Source organism: Psychrobacillus sp. 05T411, assembly GCF_056396485.1.
The window spans coordinates 125,083-144,985 of record NZ_JBFTLO010000003.1 but is presented as its reverse complement, the minus strand read 5'-3'; the positions used below and the strand labels follow the sequence as shown (position 1 = coordinate 144,985).

Here is a 19,903-nt window from a genome sequence, read left to right as displayed (position 1 = left end):
AGCCATCACTCCTCAATATACATTATGCAGAGAAATCAATTGCTAAACGAGCAAGCGCAATTTTCTCTTTATCAATTTGAATTTTAACTCTTCTTGTTTTCACACGAACTTCTATTAAAGCGCCTTCTTCAACTGAAAAGGAAAGTAATGTCCCTTCAAATTCTTTAGCGCCATTAATCGGTTCATACGTTTTAATGAAAACATATTTTCCAATAGCCGCAATGAAATCCGCATCTTTTTTAAGCGGTCGCTCTGCTCCTGGTGAAGAAACTTCTAAAAAATAGTTTTCTTTAATCGGGTCCGTAACGTCTAACTTTTCACTTAGTTTTTCACTAACTTGAGCACATTGTTCAATATCTATACCACCAGTCGGTGTATCTATATAGATACGTAAAAACCAATCGCGCCCTTCTTTTAAATATTCAATGTCAATAAGCTCTAAGTTCAACTCTTGTAAAATAGGCGTTACAAGGTTTTCAATTTCGCTTGTAATATTACTCATAAAAGCCTCCTACACAACAATGATTTTCTATATAACAACAGAAAAGAGCGGGAAATCCCACTCTTTCGTCACAGAACTATGAAACATTGGTAGTTTTATATTAGCATACTTATGTTCTTCATGCAAATTGCATGTTAGAACAGCGATAATTGGTTGGCTTCTGGTAGGCCTTCTAAACAACCCATTGCATCCATATATTCAATAATCGTTTTCGAAACACGACCTCTTTGCTGCAAATCCTCTTTCGATAAAAACTCACCATCTAGTCTTGCTTTAGTAATTTGGATGGCAACGTTTGTTCCAAGACCAGGAATCGCATTAAAAGGTGGAATAAGTGTGTTTCCTTCGATAGTAAACTCTGTTGCTTTAGATTTGTACAAATCTACTTTTTGCATTTTAATCCCGCGCTCGGACATTTCAAGCGCTATTTCCAGTACTGTTTGTAAACTTTTTTCTTTAGGAGCAGCGTCTAATCCTTTTGCGTTGATTTCATCTAATTTTGCCCGCATTGTTTGCGATCCATTCACCATCGAAATAAGATCAAAGTCAGATGCTCGGACCGTGAAATATGCTGCATAATATAGGATTGGAAAATGCACTTTGAAATATGCAATACGAACGGCCATTAACACGTAAGCGGCGGCATGGGCTTTCGGGAACATATACTTGATTTTTTTACAAGATTCAATATACCAATTCGCTACACCTTTTGCTTTCATTTCCGATTCAAACTCTGGTGTTAACCCTTTCCCTTTTCGAACTGATTCCATTATTTTAAATGCTAAGGAAGGATCTAACCCTTGATAGATTAAATAAACCATAATGTCATCTCGACAACCAATTACATCTGATAATTGACAAGTCCCATCTTGGATAAGCTCTTGTGCATTGCCTAGCCATACGTCGGTTCCATGGGAAAGACCCGATATTTGCACAAGCTCCGAAAATGTCGACGGTTTCGTTTCTTCTAACATTTGACGGACAAAGCGAGTTCCGAATTCGGGAATACCAAGTGTACCTGTTTTACAATCTATTTGTTCTTCTGTCACACCCAATGATTCGGTGCCACTAAATATTTTCATCACCTCAGGGTCATCCGTCGGTATTGTTTTTGGATCAATTCCTGATAAATCTTGGAGCATCCGAATAACCGTTGGATCATCGTGTCCGAGAATATCGAGTTTCAAGAGATTATCGTGGATGGAATGGAAGTCAAAGTGTGTCGTTTTCCATTCTGAATCTTGCGCATCTGCAGGGAATTGAATTGGCGAGAAATCAAAAATATCCATATAATCGGGAACTACAATTATTCCCCCAGGATGCTGACCAGTCGTCCGTTTAACTCCTGTACACCCTTGCACTAGCCGGTCAATTTCTGCGCCTCGCATCGTTAAATTATTATCATTCATATACCCACGGACATATCCATAAGCTGTTTTTTCAGCAACTGTTCCAATCGTACCTGCCCGGAACACATAATCCTCTCCAAAAAGCTCTTTCGTATAGTTATGCGCTACAGGTTGATACTCCCCACTGAAGTTTAAATCGATATCCGGGACTTTATCTCCTTTAAATCCTAGGAATGTTTCGAACGGGATATCTTGTCCGTCTTTTACGTAAGGTGTGTCACATTTTACGCAAGACTTATTCGGCAAGTCAAACCCAGAGCCGACAGAACCATCTTGGAAAAACTCCGCATGCTGACAGTTCGGACAAACATAGTGCGGCGGTAATGGATTTACTTCCGTAATTTCAGTCAGTGTTGCAACTAATGAAGATCCAACCGATCCACGAGAACCAACTAAATAACCATCATCAAGCGATTTTTTCACTAATTTATGTGAAATTAAATAAATTACTGCAAATCCATGTCCGATAATCGAAGTTAACTCTTTTTCTATACGAGCCTCTACTATTTCAGGCAATTCTTCTCCGTATATTTCTTTTGCTTTCGAATACGTAAGCGACCTAACTTCTTCATCTGCTCCTTCAATTTTCGGTGTATATAAATCGTCTTTAATCGGTTTGATATCTTCAATGGAATCCGCAATTTTGTTCGGGTTCGTGACAACGATTTCTTTGGCCAATTCTTCTCCAAGGAATGAAAATGCATCGAGCATCTCGTTTGTCGTACGGAAATGCACTTTAGGTAGCTGATGACGGTTTAGCGGATTTGCCCCACCTTGAGAATTCACTAATATCTTTCTGAAAATCGCATCATTTTCATGCAAGTAATGTACATTGCCTGTTGCTACTACTKGGAGATTTAGCTTTTTCCCTAGTTTGATCATTTTGCGGATTATATCCTCTAAATTCCATTCGTCTCGCACTAATTCAAGCTCAAGTAAATGACTATATACTTCTTTTGGATGAATTTCTAAATAGTCATAGAACTTCGCAATTTCTTCCACTTGTTCGAGTGGTTTTTGCATAAGCCCTTCAAAAACTTCCCCTTTATCACAAGCTGAACCAATGATTAAGCCTGCTCGATGTTTTTGTAATACGGAGCGCTTAATCCGGGGTACACGATAAAACGTCGTCGTATGCGAAAGAGACACTAATTTAAATAAGTTTTTAAGTCCTTCGTCATTCACCGCTAAAATCGTACAATGGGACGGTCTTGCTCGTTTATAAGAATCCCCTTGGCCGATATGTTTATTGAAATCATCATGGTAGGCAATATTTTTTTCTTCTGCTTCTTTCAATAGATGAAGAAGTAAATAACCCGTTGCTTCACAGTCAAATATTGCCCGGTGAGCTTGTGTCAGTTCAATATTAAATTTCTTTGTTAAAGATCCAAGTCGATGCGTTTTAAGCTCCGGATGTAAAAATCTAGCAAGCTCCAATGTATCAATAACAGGATGCGTGAAGTGGTCAATGCCACATCTACGATACCCTTCATATAAAAAGCCCATATCAAATGATGCATTATGGGCAACAATGATTCCATCGCCGATGAATTCATAAAAGTCTTTAATAACATCTTCAATTTCTGGTGCATTTTGAACCATTTCATCCGTAATGCCGGTTAACTCAATTGTAGTTGCTGATAAAGGATGATGCGGATTTGAAAAGCGTTCAAACTTATCGATAATATTTCCATTTTTCATTTTGACTGCAGCGAGTTCGATTATTTTATCGTATGTCGCAGATAAACCAGTCGTCTCAACGTCAAAAACAATATAGGTAGCATCTTCAAGTAGTGTATGCTGTTCGTCATAAGCAATCGGAACTCCGTCATGCACTAAGTTTGCTTCTAGTCCATATAAAATTTTAATACCATTCTTTTTACCAGCTGCATATGCTTCTGGAAACGATTGTACGTTTGCATGATCGGTAATTGCGATTGCTTTATGTCCCCACTTTGCAGCTTGAGATACAATAGAAGAAACGGAAGATACGGCATCCATTTGGCTCATTGGCGAGTGCATATGTAATTCTACTCGCTTTTCTTTCGCAGTATCGAGACGAATGACAGGGTTTATCTCGGACATATCTTGCGCCATAATGATGAGGTCTCGAACGAATGTATCGTTTTGCACGGAGCCTCTTACTTTTATCCACATGCCTTTTTGGAGACGAGCCATCATTTGTGCATCTTCTTTATCACGAGAGAACATTTTGACAAGAATTGAATCTGTATAATCGGTTACTTTTGCTGTTAAGAGAGAGCGTCCACTTCGCAGTTCTTTTACTTCCACATCAAATACAAATCCTTCGATTGTAACTCTTCTTTCCTCGTCTTGAATCGTTCGAATTTCTAAAATCGGTTCTTCTTTTTTCAGTGGTACACCTAGTTGGAAAGGACCATCCGCCACATCGTCCCCAGTTTCTTTTCGGTTTTGTTCTCTGTTTTGTAGGTCCAATAAAGCCTTTTGTCCAAGTGCTTCTTCTTCTAATCTTCGCTGTTCTAAAAAGGCTATTTGCGCTTCTGCCATCGCTTCTGTATTTTCCACTAATCGAAAATCAATCGCTACTTTTGGAAAACCAAAACTTTCAAATACGATCGATAATAATTCGATATATTTCTTTTTAAATGTGAGAAGCTCTAACTCATTGCTACATGTAAGTTGAATCTTTTGTCCGTTCCACTCAGGTTGTTGCTTTTGCAAACAATCTTTTAACGGTGGAGACATATCGCTTATTTCATTTAGTACAGTTGTCCAATATTGTTTGATTAACTCATCGGTTACACTCGCATCTTCACTTTTAATCGTTAATGAAACGCTTGCGATGCCCGCGAATTTTTCTTGTAAGCGGGTATGTAAAATAGTGTATACATCTATCGGCAAAATGGCCTGTAACTGAATTTGGAATTGCCACTGTCTTATTTTTTTGTGAACGGTAAATCGTGTAATAGATGCATGCTCAAAATACTTGACGAAAGAATCCTCTGTTAACTCGAGTTGTTGCAACAGTAAGTGCATTCTCATTTTACCATCTTGCATAATAGCGATTCCTCCTTAACCTTTTACTGCAAAAAGAAAGGAAAGTTCATTGGTGCGAACTTTCCCTTCATCTAGTTTTCCTTAGAAGAAAAACCGTTGTATATCATTCCAAGTGACGACGACCATTAATACCATTAGAAGCATAATTCCAACAAAGTGGACCATTCCTTCTTTTTGTTTATCTACTGGTTTTCCTCGAATTGCTTCGAATAAGAAAAATAATAATCGCCCTCCATCTAATGCAGGAAGTGGCAACAAGTTCATAATTCCTAAGTTTATACTTAATAATGCTGCCCAATACATTAAATTAAACACTCCGTATTGCGCAACTTCTTCTGTCGCTTTATAAATTCCAACCGGACCCGATAAATCATCAATAGAGAAGTTTCCTGAAATTAAAGTGCCCAATAAAATAAAGATTCGTTTCGTTGTTTCATACGTTTGCTCTGCACCATATGGTATAGCTTTCAATGGATTTTTTTCAAAAGGGCTACTGTATTGAACACCAATTTGTCCTACTTTTTCTTCACCCACCTCAACCTCATTCGGCGTTATGGCTAAATCCATTGTTTCTCCATTTCGATCAATCGTGAATTCCATTTTTTCGTTTGGACTTACTTTTACTTCTTCCGAAAATTCATCCCAAGTGGAGATGGGAGTACCATTTATTGCCGTTACTAAATCTCCATCTTTCATCCCACCTTGTGCTGCCGGGCTATCTCCAACTACCGTTGTAATAACAGGTTCATATGTTGGAACACCTTGCAGTAAACCTAGCAATAAAAAGATGAAAAATGCTAATATGAAGTTAAAAAGTGGACCTGCAAAAATGGCCATTGATCTTTGTCCAACTGTTTTGGATCCAAATTGACGATCATATGGTGCGATGAATGTCACATTGCCATTCTCGTTGATCGTAGCATTTCTAGCTACTTTATATCTAACTAACTGATCCTCTTCGTTATAGCCTTCGATGAACATTTCCCTCATCAAATCCGATTTCTCTACTTCTAAAAAAAGCATATCCGGAAATTGTTTATTTTGATTGAGAACGATTTGTTCGATTTCATTGGCATCGTTTACTCGAATCCCTAATCTAAACCCGGGTTGTAGTTCGACAGAGTCCAAATCTTCCCCTGCCATTCGTACATACCCACCTATCGGTAATAGTCTAAGTGTATAAAGCGTTTCGCCTTTTGTCATCGCAAAAATTTTCGGACCCATCCCAATCGCAAACTCGCGGACCATAATGCCAGCTTTTTTCGCAAAAATAAAATGTCCTAGCTCATGGAAAAATACAATACTTCCAAAAATTATTATAAACGCAATGGCTGTCTCCATTATATCCCACCCTTATCGTGTTCCAGCTTGTCTTGCATTATTTTATCATGTTTTGTACGTTTTTTCTCGTTTGGGCGTCTACATGTAAGATAGTTTCTAAATCTGGACTTGAAATGTTCACATGTGCATCCATCGCTCGCTCAATTAATTCATCGATTGTTAAAAAGCCGATTTTCTCTTGTAAAAATAGGGCCACCGCTGCTTCATTTGCTGCATTTAATACAGTCGTCATCGTACCGCCTGCTCGTCCTGCATCAATGGCAAGCTTCAACGCATAATAACGCTTATAATCCATCTCTTCAAAATGCAACTTTCCTATTTCCGCTAAACTTAATCGCTTCGCTTGAGGACGCGGAAGTCTATTCGGATAAGATAAGGCATACTGAATCGGAACTCTCATATCTGGAGTTCCTAGTTGAGCAATAACACTCGTATCTTCAAACTCTACCATGGAATGAATAATACTTTCTCTATGTAACAGCACTTCAATATCATCGTATGATATATCAAATAGGACACGTGCTTCAATTACTTCTAGCCCTTTATTCATCATCGTTGCAGAGTCTATCGTAATTTTAGAGCCCATAGACCAGTTCGGATGATTTAAAGCGTCTTTTACCGTTACATTTTTCAGTTCTTCTCTCGTACGATCTCGGAAACTTCCACCAGATGCCGTAATGATTAACTTGGCAATCTCTGATCTTTTTTCCCCATTCATCGCTTGAAAAAGAGCGGAATGTTCACTATCTACAGGTAAAATCGGTACATTGTATTCTTTTGCAGCTTGCATGACAAGATGCCCCGCTGTCACAAGTGTTTCTTTGTTGGCAATAGCGATTGTAATTCCTTTTTTGATCGCCTCGAGCGTCGGGTTTAAGCCAACACTTCCAAGTACAGCATTTACTAAAACATCCGCATTTGTATGAGCAGCAACTTGTACTAATCCCGCGTCTCCATAAACGAATTCTACATGCGGAAATTCGTTTTGTAGTTGACGCGCATCTTCTTCATATAATACAGAAACTAATGGAACCGGAAATTCTTGCAATATTTTTCTTGTTTCTTCTATGTTTTTGCCGACTGAAAAAGCAACCAATTGAAAATGCTCGGGATGCTCTCTCATAATATCTAACGTTTGAATTCCGATAGAACCAGTAGCCCCTAATAAACTTATTCTTTTCTGCATAAAATTATGTCTCCTTAGATGAAATGTAAAAAGTGAAGTAATGGTAAGACGAATAGAAGGCTGTCAAAGCGATCTAATATTCCACCATGACCAGGTAAAATTTTACCAGAATCTTTTACATTATAATGCCTTTTAATCGCAGACTCTACCAAATCACCCAGCTGTCCAAAAATGGAGGCAGCAATCGTAATTCCGATTAAAATGAGGTAAGAATTCGTAAGCGGGCTTATAAAATGTATGATAAACGCTGCTATTAATGCCCAAATTATGCCGCCGATAAACCCTTCTACCGTTTTATTTGGCGAAATTTCTGGCCATAATTTACGTTTTCCAATTTTTCTACCTGTAAAATAAGCACCAGAATCTGTTGCCCAAACAACTATAAGTGCAAAGATTAAATAGGTTAACCCTGCATCTCTTGTTTCGATAAAATAATGAAATCCAATTCCTACGTATAAAGTGCCTAACAACATAAATGCTGCATCGTCAAATGTAAATCGATTTTTCACGAGCACTGTATATATTAAGAGCAGAAAAACAACGACAAATACCCATTCGATTTTTGAATGCCCCGTTGCAGCAAACACTGTATCCGCAATTGATGATGGCAATAAAAGCACAAATAACAAGAACAAAGATATAGCCCCTGCAAACGAAAATATCGGTAAGTCTTTCATTCGGAATAACTCATACACGCCAATTGCAGCCATAATATATATAAGTGCAGTAAAAATTGGTCCACCTAGCAAAACAATAGGAAGAAAGAATGCTGCCGCAATAACAGCCGTAATGATACGTACCTTCAATTCCCTTCTCCCTCCTTCAATCCACCATATCTCCTGTTTCTTTTTTGATAATTTTCAATCGCATCCAATAAACACGCTTCATCAAAATCAGGCCATAAAGTGTCTGTAAACCAGAATTCCGTATAAGCAAGCTGCCAAAGCATAAAATTACTTAAACGTACTTCTCCGCTCGTACGAATAAGTAAATCTGGGTCACTTAAATGTTTTGTCATTAAGTGATTGCTTAATAATTCTTCTGAGATTTCTTCTAACGCCACATGCCCTGCTTGTACATCACGAGCAATTTGACTGACTGCCTGAACAATTTCATCTCTACTCCCATAATTCAAGGCAAAGTTTAAAATTAGCCCATCATTCATCGCAGTTTGATCCATTGCTTTTTTTACAGCCCTTTTTGTATGCTCTGGCAACAATTCAATATTTCCCATCATTTGTACTTGAACATTTTGTTCAATTAGTTCAGGTAAATACGTGCCTAAAAATTCCTCTGGCAAACGCATTAAAAATTCTACTTCCATTTTAGGTCTTTTCCAATTTTCTGTAGAAAATGCGTATAAAGTTAACACTTTTATCCCTACTTCATTCGCAAACCTAGTTATTTTCTTTACAGTCTTCATGCCTTCGTGATGACCAGCTATGCGGGGTAGCGCTCGCTTATTTGCCCATCTGCCGTTGCCGTCCATGATAATCGCTATATGGCTTGGCAATTGTTCTTGTTGGGCATTTTCTTTTCGTTTCTCTAAAGGAATACTTATCGATTTTTCATTTTTACGGATAAGTTTATTTAACATACAAAAACCCCCACCTTACTAACTAGGAACATATATGACCTATCATATCAAATATATCGCAATATAAAAAGGCGTCCCACTAAAAGGACGCCTTTTGCAAACAAAAAGTTCAAACAATAATTTGGATGCACTACTGAATGAGGTTATACTTCTAGAATTTCTTTTTCTTTATCTTTCGTAACAGCTTCAATCTTTTCGATATTTGCATCAGTTAATTTTTGAATTTCTTCTGTATAGTTTCTTAAATCATCTTCTGTAATATCTCCAGCTTTTTCAAGCTTTTTAAGATCATCATTTCCATCACGGCGAACATTACGAATATTAACTTTTGCTTCTTCTGCTTCTTTTTTCACTTGTTTCACTAGTTCTTTACGACGTTCTTCTGTAAGTGCAGGAACTGCTAGACGAATTAATGATCCGTCATTAGTAGGTGTAATACCAATATCCGATTTCAAAATTGCCTTTTCAATCTCGCCAAGGACAGATTTGTCATAAGGTTGAATCGTGATTAATCGGGCCTCTGGAGTCGAAATACCTGCCATTTGATTGATTGGTGTTGGAGCACCATAATAATCAATCGAAATTTTGTCAAGCAAAGATGCATTTGCACGACCAGCTCGGATCGATGCAAGTTCTCTTGTGTACACTTGAATCGTTTTTGCCATTTTATCTTTCGTTTGCTCAATTACTTGTTTCGGCATTATGAATTCCTCCTAACGACTGTACCAATCGTTTCCCCAAGTACAGCCTTTTTAATATTTCCACTTTCCATAACTGAGAATACAATAAGTGCAATATCATTGTCCATACATAAAGTCGATGCCGTAGAATCCATCACTTGTAAGCCTTGTTGGATTACTTCAATAAATGATAGCTCGTCGTATTTAATAGCTGTAGTATCTGTCTTAGGATCTGCAGAATATACACCGTCAACATTATTTTTAGCCATTAATATTACGTCTGCTTCTATTTCTGCTGCACGTAAAGCGGCAGTTGTATCTGTCGAGAAGTAAGGATTCCCTGTTCCCGCTGCAAAAATAACTACTCGTTTTTTTTCTAAATGACGAATTGCTCGTCTACGTATGTATGGCTCTGCTACTTGACGCATTTCGATGGAAGTTTGAACACGTGTCTCAATCCCGCATTTTTCAAGTGAATCTTGTAGTGCAAGTGAATTCATAACGGTAGCAAGCATCCCCATATAATCTGCAGTAGCACGATCCATACCCATTTCGCTTCCTACTTTTCCTCGCCAAATATTGCCTCCACCAACTACAACAGCAACTTCGACGCCTAGCTCCACTACTTCTTTCACTTGCTCCGCTACAGACTTGATAATAGCAGGTGATAGTCCGAAACCTTGCTCTCCAGCTAATGCTTCGCCACTTAATTTTAAAACGATTCTTTTGTATTGTGGTGTGCTCATAGGTATCCTCCATCTCTTTTCTTGAAAAATAGGGAACACTAATTGCGTGTTCCCCAGAGTTTTTGTCTATTTAGTGAAAATACTTGTCGTATTTTCCGCATTACAAATTAGTTACCTTTTACTTGGCTCATTACTTCTTCTGCGAAGTTATCTTCACGTTTTTCGATACCTTCACCAACAGCATAGCGTGTGAATGAAACTAGTTTACCACCAGTTGACTCAACGAATACGCCTACTTTTTGGTCTGGGTTCTTAACGAAAGATTGGTCTAATAAACAAACTTCTTCGAAATATTTGCCAAGGCGACCTTCTACCATTTTCGCAACGATATTTTCAGGTTTACCTTCGTTTAATGCTTGTTCTGTTAATACTTTACGCTCACGCTCTACTTCTTCAGCAGATACTGCGTCACGAGAGATGTGTGCAGGGTTAAGTGCTGCAACGTGCATTGCAACGTCTTTAGCTGCTTGCTCGTTAGTTGAACCTTCAAGAACAGTTAGAACACCAATGCGTCCACCCATATGTAGGTAAGGACCGAATGCATCTGCATCTGTTTTAGTTTCTATTACAAAACGGCGAAGTGTAATTTTTTCTCCGATTTTTGCAACTGCGTTAGAAATAGCGTTTTCTACTGTTACGCCATCTTCTAAAGTAGAAGCCAAAGCTTCTTCTACTGAAGCTGGTTCAGTTGCTAATAAATGTGTAGCAACTTGTTGTACTAATTGTTGGAAAGCTTCGTTTTTTRCAACGAAATCTGTTTCTGCATTCATTTCTAAAAGTACAGCTTTGTTTCCTTCAATTTGGATGAAAGTAGTACCTTCAGCAGCGATACGATCTGCTTTTTTAGCTGCAGAAGAAAGACCTTTTTCACGTAAAAAGTCGATTGCTGCCTCTAAATTACCGTCCGTTTGTACTAAAGCTTTCTTACAATCCATCATACCTGCGCCAGTTTTTTCACGCAATTCTTTTACCATTTGTGCTGTAACTGCCATTTTAAATTCCTCCTAGTGCGAATAATTTCATCTTCTCAAAAAAAGGTGATAAGTGGTTTGGCCGCTTATCACCTGTTCATTACATGTGTCTTACTCAGCAGCAACTTCAGCTGGAGTTACTTCTTCGTCTTCACCTTGTCTTGCTTCAAGCAATGCATCCGCCATTTTAGCTGTTAATAATTTAACTGCACGAATTGCGTCGTCATTTGCAGGAATTACATAGTCGATTTCATCTGGATCACAGTTTGTATCAACGATTCCTACTAATGGAATGTTCAATTTGCGTGCTTCCGCAACAGCGATACGCTCTTTACGTGGGTCAACAACGAACATTACATCTGGAATAGCTTTCATATCACGGATACCGCCTAAGAATTTCACAAGACGTTCGTGTTCTTTTTTAAGTTGAACTACTTCTTTTTTAGGTAGTACATCAAATGTACCGTCCTCTTCCATTTTTTCAATCGCTTTTAGACGAGCTACACGTTTTTGAATAGTACCGAAGTTTGTTAAAGTACCACCTAACCAACGTTGGTTGATATAGTAGTTACCTGAACGTTCAGCTTCTTCTTTAATAGCTTCTTGCGCTTGTTTTTTCGTTCCAACGAATAGAACTTTCCCACCGTCTTGACCAACTTGACGCATGAAATCATAAGCTTCTTCTAATTTTTTCACCGTTTTTTGAAGATCGATGATGTAGATACCGTTACGTTCAACAAAAATGTATTTTTTCATTTTTGGGTTCCAACGGCGAGTTTGGTGTCCGAAATGTACACCAGCTTCAAGTAATTGTTTCATTGAGATAACTGACATTATTATTTCCTCCTGGTTTGGTTTAGTCTTCCGCAGTCATCATTTTTCTTTAGCTACTCTTTAAAAAAGAGCACCTGCTAAATCCATCCGAACTGCGTGTGTATTCATACCGTATTGTAATATACCATACATATTTCATACTTTCAACTATTTTAATGTTTAAACTTTAAAAAAAGCTCCACTTCTGTTTTACCTATTTGTAGCATTTTCGCAATTTCCTCGATACTTTTTCCTTCGTTATCATAGTAAAAAACTTTTTCCTTTATAGTAACAGGTTCTTTTTTTTCTGTTATCGATGCTGTTTTACTATAACTATTGGCTACACGTTGTTTGGATACAAATGTTTTGGGAAGTTCGAAAGGGACTGGTGCTAATTCTTTTTCTCTATCCTCTTTCTTTTCTTCTACAAACTCCGTTGTTGCCACTACCATACGATTGGTGTTATTTAACTCTTGCAAAAGTCGATTATTTTCATCTTTGATTTCTGCTATATATGCACTGAAGGAATCTTCAATTTCAGCTAAAATTTGCGCTTGTTTATTTTCCATATTGTTAAATTTAGCGAGTTTTGCATGTAGTAAAGCAATCAAGTAAAAACTGATTATTTGAAGTAAAAATAGTATGACTAGAATAATAGACGTCATAGCCTGCTCCTATCCACTAAAATCCACAAAATTCCCTTTAAAAGGATGTTTGGCCTTGTTCATTTCTTGTTCTTTTTTTTCTCGTTTTTTTTGTTCTTGTTCTGCTTGCTCTCTTTCTTTGTTCTCTAAATCTGCTTCAGTTGTCTTGCTGGATTCTAAAACTGTTTCTCTATTTTTTTCTAGTTGTTTCTCGGATGCTGCTTGTGCATTTGCTTGGTTTACCGAGCTTTGTTGCTGCAATTGCTCTGCGACTTTTCCTGCATCAAATGTTTTGGGAATAGCAATTTGGAGCTCTACACCTTTTAAACTCATCGCGACTTGCCCCTTCCACAAAGTAAGATCACAATTGGTTGCTTACTCATAGCTATTTACTGGATACTTACATATCAAAATACTGCGCCGTATGGAGATACTGCTACGTAGTGCGTTGGATAAAGTATCCGCTGTGATTTTCGCTACAGTCGTACGCTTTCCGCCGGGTGAGCGATGAGCCATCCCCGCCGCTCTTAGGCGTACGCCTGCGATGGCTCATTAGCCCATTCATCCGGCAGGAGTCGACGTCTGTAGCGAAAATCAAAAGAAATTACCCAATTATCAATACCATCCCATTAAAAAACAAAATTTCAACCAGTTTTTCCATTGGATTCATCCAATAAATGGCTTAGAGCAACCAACCGATCACTGGGAGCAACCAGTTCTACTACGAGAGCAACTAAATCAGCACGAGAGCAACCAAATTACTCGTGAAAGCACCCAATTCTCAAAATGGCTCTTTACTTGATGTGAGACAACTATAATTCCGACATATTATAGAAATTATATGCCTTAAAGCCCGTCGAACACGCCCGGCCGGGATCTACTCGACTAGTTTGTCGTGTTCAAAGGCAAGATTGTCGCGTTCGCAGCGGATACCTTACGTCGAAGTATCCCTAAACTGTAAGCATTCATCTTTTTCACTCAATGAATAATACAAAGAACCATTTTCCTAAACATTCATCATTTCGCTAGCTAGTAGCTTTCTTAGTTTGAACAAAGCTTTTGAGTGGATTTGTGAAATTCTAGAGGTTGATAGTCCAAGCATTTCGCCTATTACAGTTAATGTTAGCTCCTCTGTATAAAACAAACTTAAAACTAACTGTTCATTTTCGTTTAATTGTTGAATTTGTCCCGCTAGATCACGAAGTAACTCTTCTTTTACCATTTGCTGCTCTGGTGTTTTCCCGGAGTCGTCTCTTATGACAAATGACTTGGCATCTACTTCTTCATTATCTTGTAATTGTTCATCAATAGACAATACGTTTGAGAAAAAATGTTCTTGAACCGTTTGATATACATCGTCTACAGGCATTTCGACATAATCCGCTATCTCGTCTGCAGTTGCATGCCTTAATAATCGTTGTTCAAGTTCTTCAATTTTCGCCTCTAATCTTTTCGCCTTCTCACGAGAGGATCTTGGGAGCCAATCTTCTTTTCGTAAACCGTCTATAATGGCACCGCGAACCCGGAAAGAAGCATACGTATCAAACTTTAACTCTCTCGAATAATCAAATTTATTAAGCGCATCGAATAGGCCCATCATACCTAGGCTTTTTAGTTCGTCTCTTGATATATTTTTAGGGATGCTTGCGCCAATACGCTGAACATGATAGGTAACTAGGGGCGTATACTTTCGTATGAGTAAATCTCCGGCCTCTGAATCTTTACATTCTATCCATTTCTTCCAAAGGAGTTGTTCCTCTGTCGAATTATCTTTTGCCACTATTACCCTCCTTTCCAATATATCTAATGATTATGTATATTATATCAAATTTCTACACAAAAAGGGGAGCCGAAAACATCGGCATCCCCTACTTTTACGACTCATTTAACATAGATTTGACAATTTTCGCAAGTTCATCCGAAGAAGGCTCCTCTTTTTCCACTTCCTTCTGTGTAATAAAAGGGGATTCTTCTTCTTGACTCACCGGATTTTCCATGACAAATGCGATAATTACCCTAGCTACAAACGTTAATAAAAAAAATAACAAAGCTAGCATACTTGCATTCCACAATATACTTTTTCCATTTAAAAAAGGATATGAGGAGAAAAAATAAGCACTAAATGCAATAAGGGCTACCCAAAAATTAGAAAGAATTGTGCCGACCATCAAATATCTTTCACTCCTTGGTTTACCGTTCGAATATTTAATAGATTTGTAGATGGATTAAATTCAATTGTTCTCCCGCTACTTCCGCCTGTGTCTTCAGAAACAATGGGGATCGAATATTTTTTTAAATATTCTTTCACCGCTTCCACGTTTCTAGGTCCAATTCGCATCGTATCTTTGCCTGAGGTAAACTGGAACATTTGCGCACCCCCCGCAATTTTTGCACGTAATCTAAAAGGCTGTACTCCTTCTAATTTAAGCTGTTCAATCATAGCAGGTATACCAGTATCAGCGAATTTCGCGATATTAATCGTTTCTGTTCTTCCTAAACTAGAATCTGGTAGCATCACATGGACTAATCCCGCAATTTGAGATCGTTCATCATATAATACAACGCCAACGCATGACCCGAGCCCTGATGTACGGATCGTATCAGGAGCTTTCACTGTATTCATATCTGCTATTCCAACCTTTACTACTTGTTGACCTAGTCCTAGCATACTAAAGCACTCCTAAAGCAGTAAAAATAGCATCAAATGATTCCGGATCAGGTAGCAAGAAGAAATGTCCTTTCACACTTTCCACGTCCGGGGTACTTTCCTCCGTAATCGCAGTATCAATAACGATTACATAATCACTAACATGAGAAACTTCTACTAGACCAAAACTAACAATAGCTCCAACCATATCTACACTTAATGCTGGTACTGTAGGATAAATTTTAAGACCCGTAAAATCAGATAGTGCAGATAAATAAGACCCAGAAAGAATATTTCCTAACTCTTGCATAGCAGATACTCCAAGTTCGGAAACTTCGCCAGTTTGGAAATCCAGACTATTATCTTGCACTAACCCCTTTATAAATCGATTAGCTTGCTCAACAGGCAGTATAAAAAACATACTGCCTGTCACATCTCCTTCAATACGTAGGAAAATACCAGCAACGACATTTTCCGGACCTCCTGCTAAATCCATCATGTCATCGAAAGAAACCATTTCTACTTTCGGCACTTTCATATCGATTTTTTTATTTAATAATGTCGAAAGTGCGGTAGCTGCATGCGCAGCACCAATATTTCCTATTTCTTTTAAAACATCTAAATGCATGGACGTAATCTTTTTTTCATACATGTATTAAACACCTGACTTTATTGGGTTTAAGACGAGATTCATATGTAGCAATATTAATAAGCGACTGCCTAGTTTGGCAACACCGGCTATATAATCTTCTTCCATACCGCCAACTACCTCGGGTTGTGGTTCAATCGAATCCGTTGGAATGTCTAATACATCATTTGCAGAATCGACAATGACGCCTACATCCATATCTTCTAATGTAATAATGATAATTCGAGAGGATTCATTTAACTCACTTTCGCCCAGTCCTAGCCTATTTTTTAGATCAATAATTGGGGTAACTACCCCTCTTAAATTGATCACACCTTTTACGTAAGGAGGGGTTTTTGGTACTCTCGTAATATGCGTAAATTTTTCAATTCCTTGTACATGTGAGACGGGAATAACATATTCTTTATTTGCTAATTGAAAAACAACTACTTTTATATTTTGAACATCTACTGTTTCAGTCATATCGCTTCGCATCCTTCCCAAAATAAAAGATAAACGCTTATATTATCAATGCATTACAATCTACGATTAATGCTACTTTCCCATTTCCTAAAATAGTTGCCCCTGAAATAGCAAACACACTTGTTAAATATGTTCCTAGTGATTTCAGTACCACTTCTTGCTGTCCGATAAACGAATCTACTACAAGTCCGGCTAATTTATCCCCTTTTCGAACAAGGACAACTGAATGGAATTCTTCTGCTGTGCTTTCTCTAGGTAGTTCAAACACATCTTCTAAAAATACTAACGGCACGACTTTCCCTCGGAAATCAATTACTTTTTGATTATGCGCATTTAAAATATCCGATGAACGAATAATAGCTGTTTCAATAATCGAAGAAAGAGGAATCGCATAAATTTCTTCTCCTAGTTCTACTAACATAACGGAAATAATAGACAAGGTTAATGGTAATTGGATAGAAAATAAAGATCCCTTTCCTTCTGTTGAAGAGATATCCATCGTTCCGCCAAGTGATTCGATCGTTGTTTTCACAACATCTAACCCAACCCCTCGCCCAGATACATCGGAAATGACATCCGCTGTAGAAAAACCGGAAGATAAAATCAGTTCTGCCACTTGTTTATCTGTTAAAGTAGCAGCCAGTTCTTCACTGACAATCCCTTTAGAAATTGCTTTCTTCAGTACTTTTTCACGATTAATCCCTGCCCCATCATCTTCAATCTCGATAAAGACATGGTTACCACTATGATAGGCACGAAGTACAACCGTACCTTCCTCTGGTTTCCCTTTTGCTTTTCTTACTTCTGGACTCTCTATTCCATGATCCAGTGAATTACGAATAAGGTGAACAAGTGGATCTCCAATTTCATCGATAACGGTACGATCTAGTTCCGTTTCTGCACCAATCACTTCTAAGTTAATTTTCTTATTTAGATCTCTTGCTAGTTGTCTTACCATGCGTGGGAATCGGTTAAATACAGTTTCGACAGGTACCATTCGCATATTCAAAATGATATTTTGAAGATCTCCTGTAATTCGAGACATACGTTCCACCGTCTCGTCTAATTCTGTGTTTCTTAAATCTTCAGAAATGGACTGTAATCGGCCACGATCAATGACTAACTCTTCAAATAGATTCATCAGTACATCTAATCGTTCAATATTTACACGGATTGTTTTACTATTGGAAGCCCCTTTTGAAGAAGCGGATTTTTCCTTCTTCTCAGGTGTTGATTCTACCTGCTGTACAGCTACCTCGTCCGTTTGTACAACTACTTGCTCGGCTTTTTCTACTACCCCTATTCCATCTTGTTGACGAGTTTTTAGTTGCTCGAGTGTAACAGGTTGAACAACTACTTCTGTAACCTCTGAAACTTTCATCAGTTTCTTTTGTACATCGTCTTTTGGCTCAGTAGTGACAAGAGCGATATAGAAAACTTCATCAAAATCTTCCGCTTCCAGTTTTTCAACAGACGGCGAAGATTTAATAACATCTCCCATTTTTTCTAACAGTTCAAAAACCATATAAACACGTGCCGCTTTTAGCAAACAATCTTCCCGTAACTTTACGGAAATTTCATACGTTTGATAATCTTGCTCTAATGATTGTTGGATGACCGTTAATTCATAATCATCATAGGTCAACCAATTCTCCCCTGTTGTTGTAACAACAGAAACGGATTCTTCTACTGTAGTTGCCGCAATAGGTATTTCCCCACCTGTTTCAATTGTATGCAATTTTTGAACCGTATCTGCTACATCTAATTTCCCGTTTCCACCTGCTGCAATATCAAGTACCATTTCTTCTAACTGATCAACTGCTGTAAATACAACATCTAGTAAATCAGCTGTTACATGCAAACGATTATTTCTTATTTCGTCTAATACGTTTTCCATTTTATGCGTTAAATTCGCAATATCTTCGTATCCCATCGTAGCGGACATCCCTTTTAAGGTATGTGCCGAACGAAAGACTTCATTGACGATGGCAATATCTTCTGGATTTTTCTCCAATTCTAATAAGTGTTCATTACAAGCTTGTAAATGTTCTTTACTCTCTTCGATAAACATTTCTAAATATTGACTTGTATCCATTCATTAACACTCCTTAAGATAAATAATGTGTGATTGCTTTTGCGATATTTTCTAAATCTACTACTTCGTTTACTAACTTCGTTTCCACTGCTGCTTTTGGCATGCCGTATACAATGCATGATTCTGCTGATTCCGCAATGCCTACCACATTTCCATTCGACTTCAGTTGCACAAGTCCTTTAGAACCATCCGATCCCATGCCAGTCATAATGACGGCAATTTTATCGAAATCATTATAGAGGCTATTATTTTCAAATAGCACATCTACAGCGGGTCTATGTCCTGCTCTTGGGGCCTCTTCATTATCTAATAAAATGCTATATGTACTCCCAATTTTTTGGATTTTCATATGGTATCCACCAGGAGCTATATATGCATGACCGTTACGAATAATATCGCCATTTTCCGCTTCCTTCACTTCTATTTCAGCTAATTGATTGAGTCTTTCAGCTAAAGATTTGGTGAACCCTGCCGGCATATGTTGAACAATAAGTACTGGGGCTTGCATATCTTTTGGCAGCTTTGTAATCACTTCTTGCAAAGCCCGAGGGCCACCCGTAGATGTACCAATCAACACCATTTTTTTAGTTGTTTTACTCCAATTGGTCACTTTTTTTGGACTAATCGTTTTGTTTATATCTGTTTTTCTTTCAGGCAAAATAGACGTTGTTGCAGCAACTTTCTGCGGTGCTTTATTTAATTTACTAATAGAAATATTCGCTGCATTTTCCACTTTTGCTACCAGTTCGTCTTTAATCTTATGTAAATCTAAGGAAATTGTCCCACTTGGCTTAGCGACAAAGTCTACTGCACCATATCCCATTGCTTGAAGCGTGATTTCGGTACCTTTTTGCGTCGTACTAGACAACATTACTACCGCAACAGGCATTTCTGCCATTATTTGTTTCAATGCATCCAATCCGTTCATCTCAGGCATTTCCACATCTAAGGTCACAACATCCGGCTTTAATGCTTTTATTTTACGAATGGCATCATTTCCGTTGCGTGCGATTCCAACCACTTCTATGACATTACTGTCTTTGAAAAAGTCACCTATAAGCTTACGCATAAACGCAGAGTCATCAACGATTAATAATTTCTTTTTTGGCAAAAGATCCATTA

19 protein-coding genes are annotated in these 19,903 nt (G+C 38.0%); all 19 read right to left on the bottom strand.

Annotation, left to right across the window (positions count from 1 at the left end):
- Window positions 1-22 precede the first annotated feature (22 nt).
- On the bottom strand, window positions 23-502 hold the full coding sequence (gene rimP / locus AC1DFT_RS03450; RefSeq protein ID WP_477917627.1) for a ribosome maturation factor RimP: 480 nt from the start codon (window positions 500-502) through the stop codon (window positions 23-25).
- Window positions 503-636: 134 nt separating this feature from the next.
- Window positions 637-4,950, bottom strand: coding sequence for a PolC-type DNA polymerase III (locus AC1DFT_RS03445; protein WP_477917625.1), 4,314 nt, complete (start codon window positions 4,948-4,950; stop codon window positions 637-639).
- A gap of 81 nt (window positions 4,951-5,031) precedes the next feature.
- A complete protein-coding gene (gene rseP / locus AC1DFT_RS03440) occupies window positions 5,032-6,291 on the bottom strand; it encodes an RIP metalloprotease RseP (protein ID WP_477917623.1) in 1,260 nt (419 codons plus the stop codon).
- A 37-nt stretch (window positions 6,292-6,328) separates the two neighbouring features.
- Window positions 6,329-7,477 (bottom strand): 1-deoxy-D-xylulose-5-phosphate reductoisomerase, encoded by a 1,149-nt coding sequence (dxr, locus tag AC1DFT_RS03435; RefSeq protein ID WP_477917621.1) that lies wholly within the window; start codon window positions 7,475-7,477, stop codon window positions 6,329-6,331.
- A gap of 14 nt (window positions 7,478-7,491) precedes the next feature.
- Window positions 7,492-8,283, bottom strand: coding sequence for a phosphatidate cytidylyltransferase (locus AC1DFT_RS03430; RefSeq protein ID WP_477917619.1), 792 nt, complete (start codon window positions 8,281-8,283; stop codon window positions 7,492-7,494).
- Window positions 8,280-9,074 carry an isoprenyl transferase gene (locus tag AC1DFT_RS03425; RefSeq protein ID WP_477917617.1) on the bottom strand — a complete coding sequence of 265 codons (795 nt, stop codon included), beginning with the start codon at window positions 9,072-9,074 and terminating at the stop codon, window positions 8,280-8,282. The genes AC1DFT_RS03430 and AC1DFT_RS03425 overlap by 4 nt, the downstream gene beginning before the upstream one ends.
- 143 nt (window positions 9,075-9,217) lie before the next feature.
- A complete protein-coding gene (gene frr, locus AC1DFT_RS03420) occupies window positions 9,218-9,775 on the bottom strand; it encodes a ribosome recycling factor (RefSeq protein ID WP_477917615.1) in 558 nt (185 codons plus the stop codon).
- Window positions 9,775-10,500 (bottom strand): UMP kinase, encoded by a 726-nt coding sequence (pyrH, locus tag AC1DFT_RS03415; RefSeq protein ID WP_402819149.1) that lies wholly within the window; start codon window positions 10,498-10,500, stop codon window positions 9,775-9,777. Before pyrH ends, frr begins: the two co-directional genes overlap by 1 nt.
- Before the next feature lie 107 nt (window positions 10,501-10,607).
- Window positions 10,608-11,492, bottom strand: coding sequence for a translation elongation factor Ts (tsf, locus tag AC1DFT_RS03410; protein ID WP_477917612.1), 885 nt, complete (start codon window positions 11,490-11,492; stop codon window positions 10,608-10,610).
- Window positions 11,493-11,582: 90 nt separating this feature from the next.
- Entirely contained in the window at window positions 11,583-12,305 is a 723-nt protein-coding gene (gene rpsB, locus AC1DFT_RS03405; protein ID WP_093263113.1) for a 30S ribosomal protein S2, read from the bottom strand.
- 152 nt (window positions 12,306-12,457) lie between these two features.
- Window positions 12,458-12,949 (bottom strand): DUF6115 domain-containing protein, encoded by a 492-nt coding sequence (locus AC1DFT_RS03400; protein WP_477917610.1) that lies wholly within the window; start codon window positions 12,947-12,949, stop codon window positions 12,458-12,460.
- Window positions 12,950-12,958: 9 nt separating this feature from the next.
- Window positions 12,959-13,261: an RNA polymerase subunit sigma gene (locus tag AC1DFT_RS03395; RefSeq protein WP_477917608.1), complete on the bottom strand. Its 303-nt coding sequence runs from the start codon at window positions 13,259-13,261 to the stop codon at window positions 12,959-12,961.
- Between the two features lie 673 nt (window positions 13,262-13,934).
- Complete coding sequence (locus tag AC1DFT_RS03390) at window positions 13,935-14,708, bottom strand: FliA/WhiG family RNA polymerase sigma factor (protein WP_477917606.1); 774 nt, start codon at window positions 14,706-14,708, stop codon at window positions 13,935-13,937.
- A 94-nt stretch (window positions 14,709-14,802) separates the two neighbouring features.
- A complete protein-coding gene (locus AC1DFT_RS03385; protein ID WP_477917604.1) occupies window positions 14,803-15,099 on the bottom strand; it encodes a hypothetical protein in 297 nt (98 codons plus the stop codon).
- Window positions 15,096-15,596: a chemotaxis protein CheD gene (locus AC1DFT_RS03380; RefSeq protein ID WP_477917602.1), complete on the bottom strand. Its 501-nt coding sequence runs from the start codon at window positions 15,594-15,596 to the stop codon at window positions 15,096-15,098. Before AC1DFT_RS03380 ends, AC1DFT_RS03385 begins: the two co-directional genes overlap by 4 nt.
- Before the next feature lies 1 nt (window position 15,597).
- Window positions 15,598-16,227, bottom strand: a complete 630-nt coding sequence (locus tag AC1DFT_RS03375) for a chemotaxis protein CheC (protein WP_477917600.1) — start codon at window positions 16,225-16,227, stop codon at window positions 15,598-15,600.
- Window positions 16,228-16,230: 3 nt separating this feature from the next.
- A complete protein-coding gene (locus AC1DFT_RS03370; RefSeq protein ID WP_477917598.1) occupies window positions 16,231-16,686 on the bottom strand; it encodes a chemotaxis protein CheW in 456 nt (151 codons plus the stop codon).
- 37 nt (window positions 16,687-16,723) lie between these two features.
- Window positions 16,724-18,781: a chemotaxis protein CheA gene (locus AC1DFT_RS03365; protein ID WP_477917596.1), complete on the bottom strand. Its 2,058-nt coding sequence runs from the start codon at window positions 18,779-18,781 to the stop codon at window positions 16,724-16,726.
- A 13-nt stretch (window positions 18,782-18,794) separates the two neighbouring features.
- Window positions 18,795-19,901 carry a protein-glutamate methylesterase/protein-glutamine glutaminase gene (locus tag AC1DFT_RS03360; protein ID WP_477917594.1) on the bottom strand — a complete coding sequence of 369 codons (1,107 nt, stop codon included), beginning with the start codon at window positions 19,899-19,901 and terminating at the stop codon, window positions 18,795-18,797.
- Window positions 19,902-19,903 lie beyond the last annotated feature (2 nt).

Bases quoted from the DNA above. Each gene is read 5' to 3' on its own strand.
- frr (WP_477917615.1), bottom strand. From the start codon at position 9,775: ATGCCGAAACAAGTAATTGAGCAAACGAAAGATAAAATGGCAAAAACG.
- AC1DFT_RS03370 (WP_477917598.1), bottom strand. From the start codon at position 16,686: ATGACTGAAACAGTAGATGTTCAAAATATAAAAGTAGTTGTTTTTCAA.
- AC1DFT_RS03365 (WP_477917596.1), bottom strand. From the start codon at position 18,781: ATGGATACAAGTCAATATTTAGAAATGTTTATCGAAGAGAGTAAAGAA.
- AC1DFT_RS03360 (WP_477917594.1), bottom strand. From the start codon at position 19,901: ATGGATCTTTTGCCAAAAAAGAAATTATTAATCGTTGATGACTCTGCG.
- rimP (WP_477917627.1), bottom strand. From the start codon at position 502: ATGAGTAATATTACAAGCGAAATTGAAAACCTTGTAACGCCTATTTTA.
- AC1DFT_RS03375 (WP_477917600.1), bottom strand. From the start codon at position 16,227: ATGTATGAAAAAAAGATTACGTCCATGCATTTAGATGTTTTAAAAGAA.
- AC1DFT_RS03395 (WP_477917608.1), bottom strand. From the start codon at position 13,261: ATGAGTTTAAAAGGTGTAGAGCTCCAAATTGCTATTCCCAAAACATTT.
- rseP (WP_477917623.1), bottom strand. From the start codon at position 6,291: ATGGAGACAGCCATTGCGTTTATAATAATTTTTGGAAGTATTGTATTT.
- pyrH (WP_402819149.1), bottom strand. From the start codon at position 10,500: ATGAGCACACCACAATACAAAAGAATCGTTTTAAAATTAAGTGGCGAA.
- rpsB (WP_093263113.1), bottom strand. From the start codon at position 12,305: ATGTCAGTTATCTCAATGAAACAATTACTTGAAGCTGGTGTACATTTC.
- AC1DFT_RS03380 (WP_477917602.1), bottom strand. From the start codon at position 15,596: ATGCTAGGACTAGGTCAACAAGTAGTAAAGGTTGGAATAGCAGATATG.
- AC1DFT_RS03425 (WP_477917617.1), bottom strand. From the start codon at position 9,074: ATGTTAAATAAACTTATCCGTAAAAATGAAAAATCGATAAGTATTCCT.
- dxr (WP_477917621.1), bottom strand. From the start codon at position 7,477: ATGCAGAAAAGAATAAGTTTATTAGGGGCTACTGGTTCTATCGGAATT.
- AC1DFT_RS03400 (WP_477917610.1), bottom strand. From the start codon at position 12,949: ATGACGTCTATTATTCTAGTCATACTATTTTTACTTCAAATAATCAGT.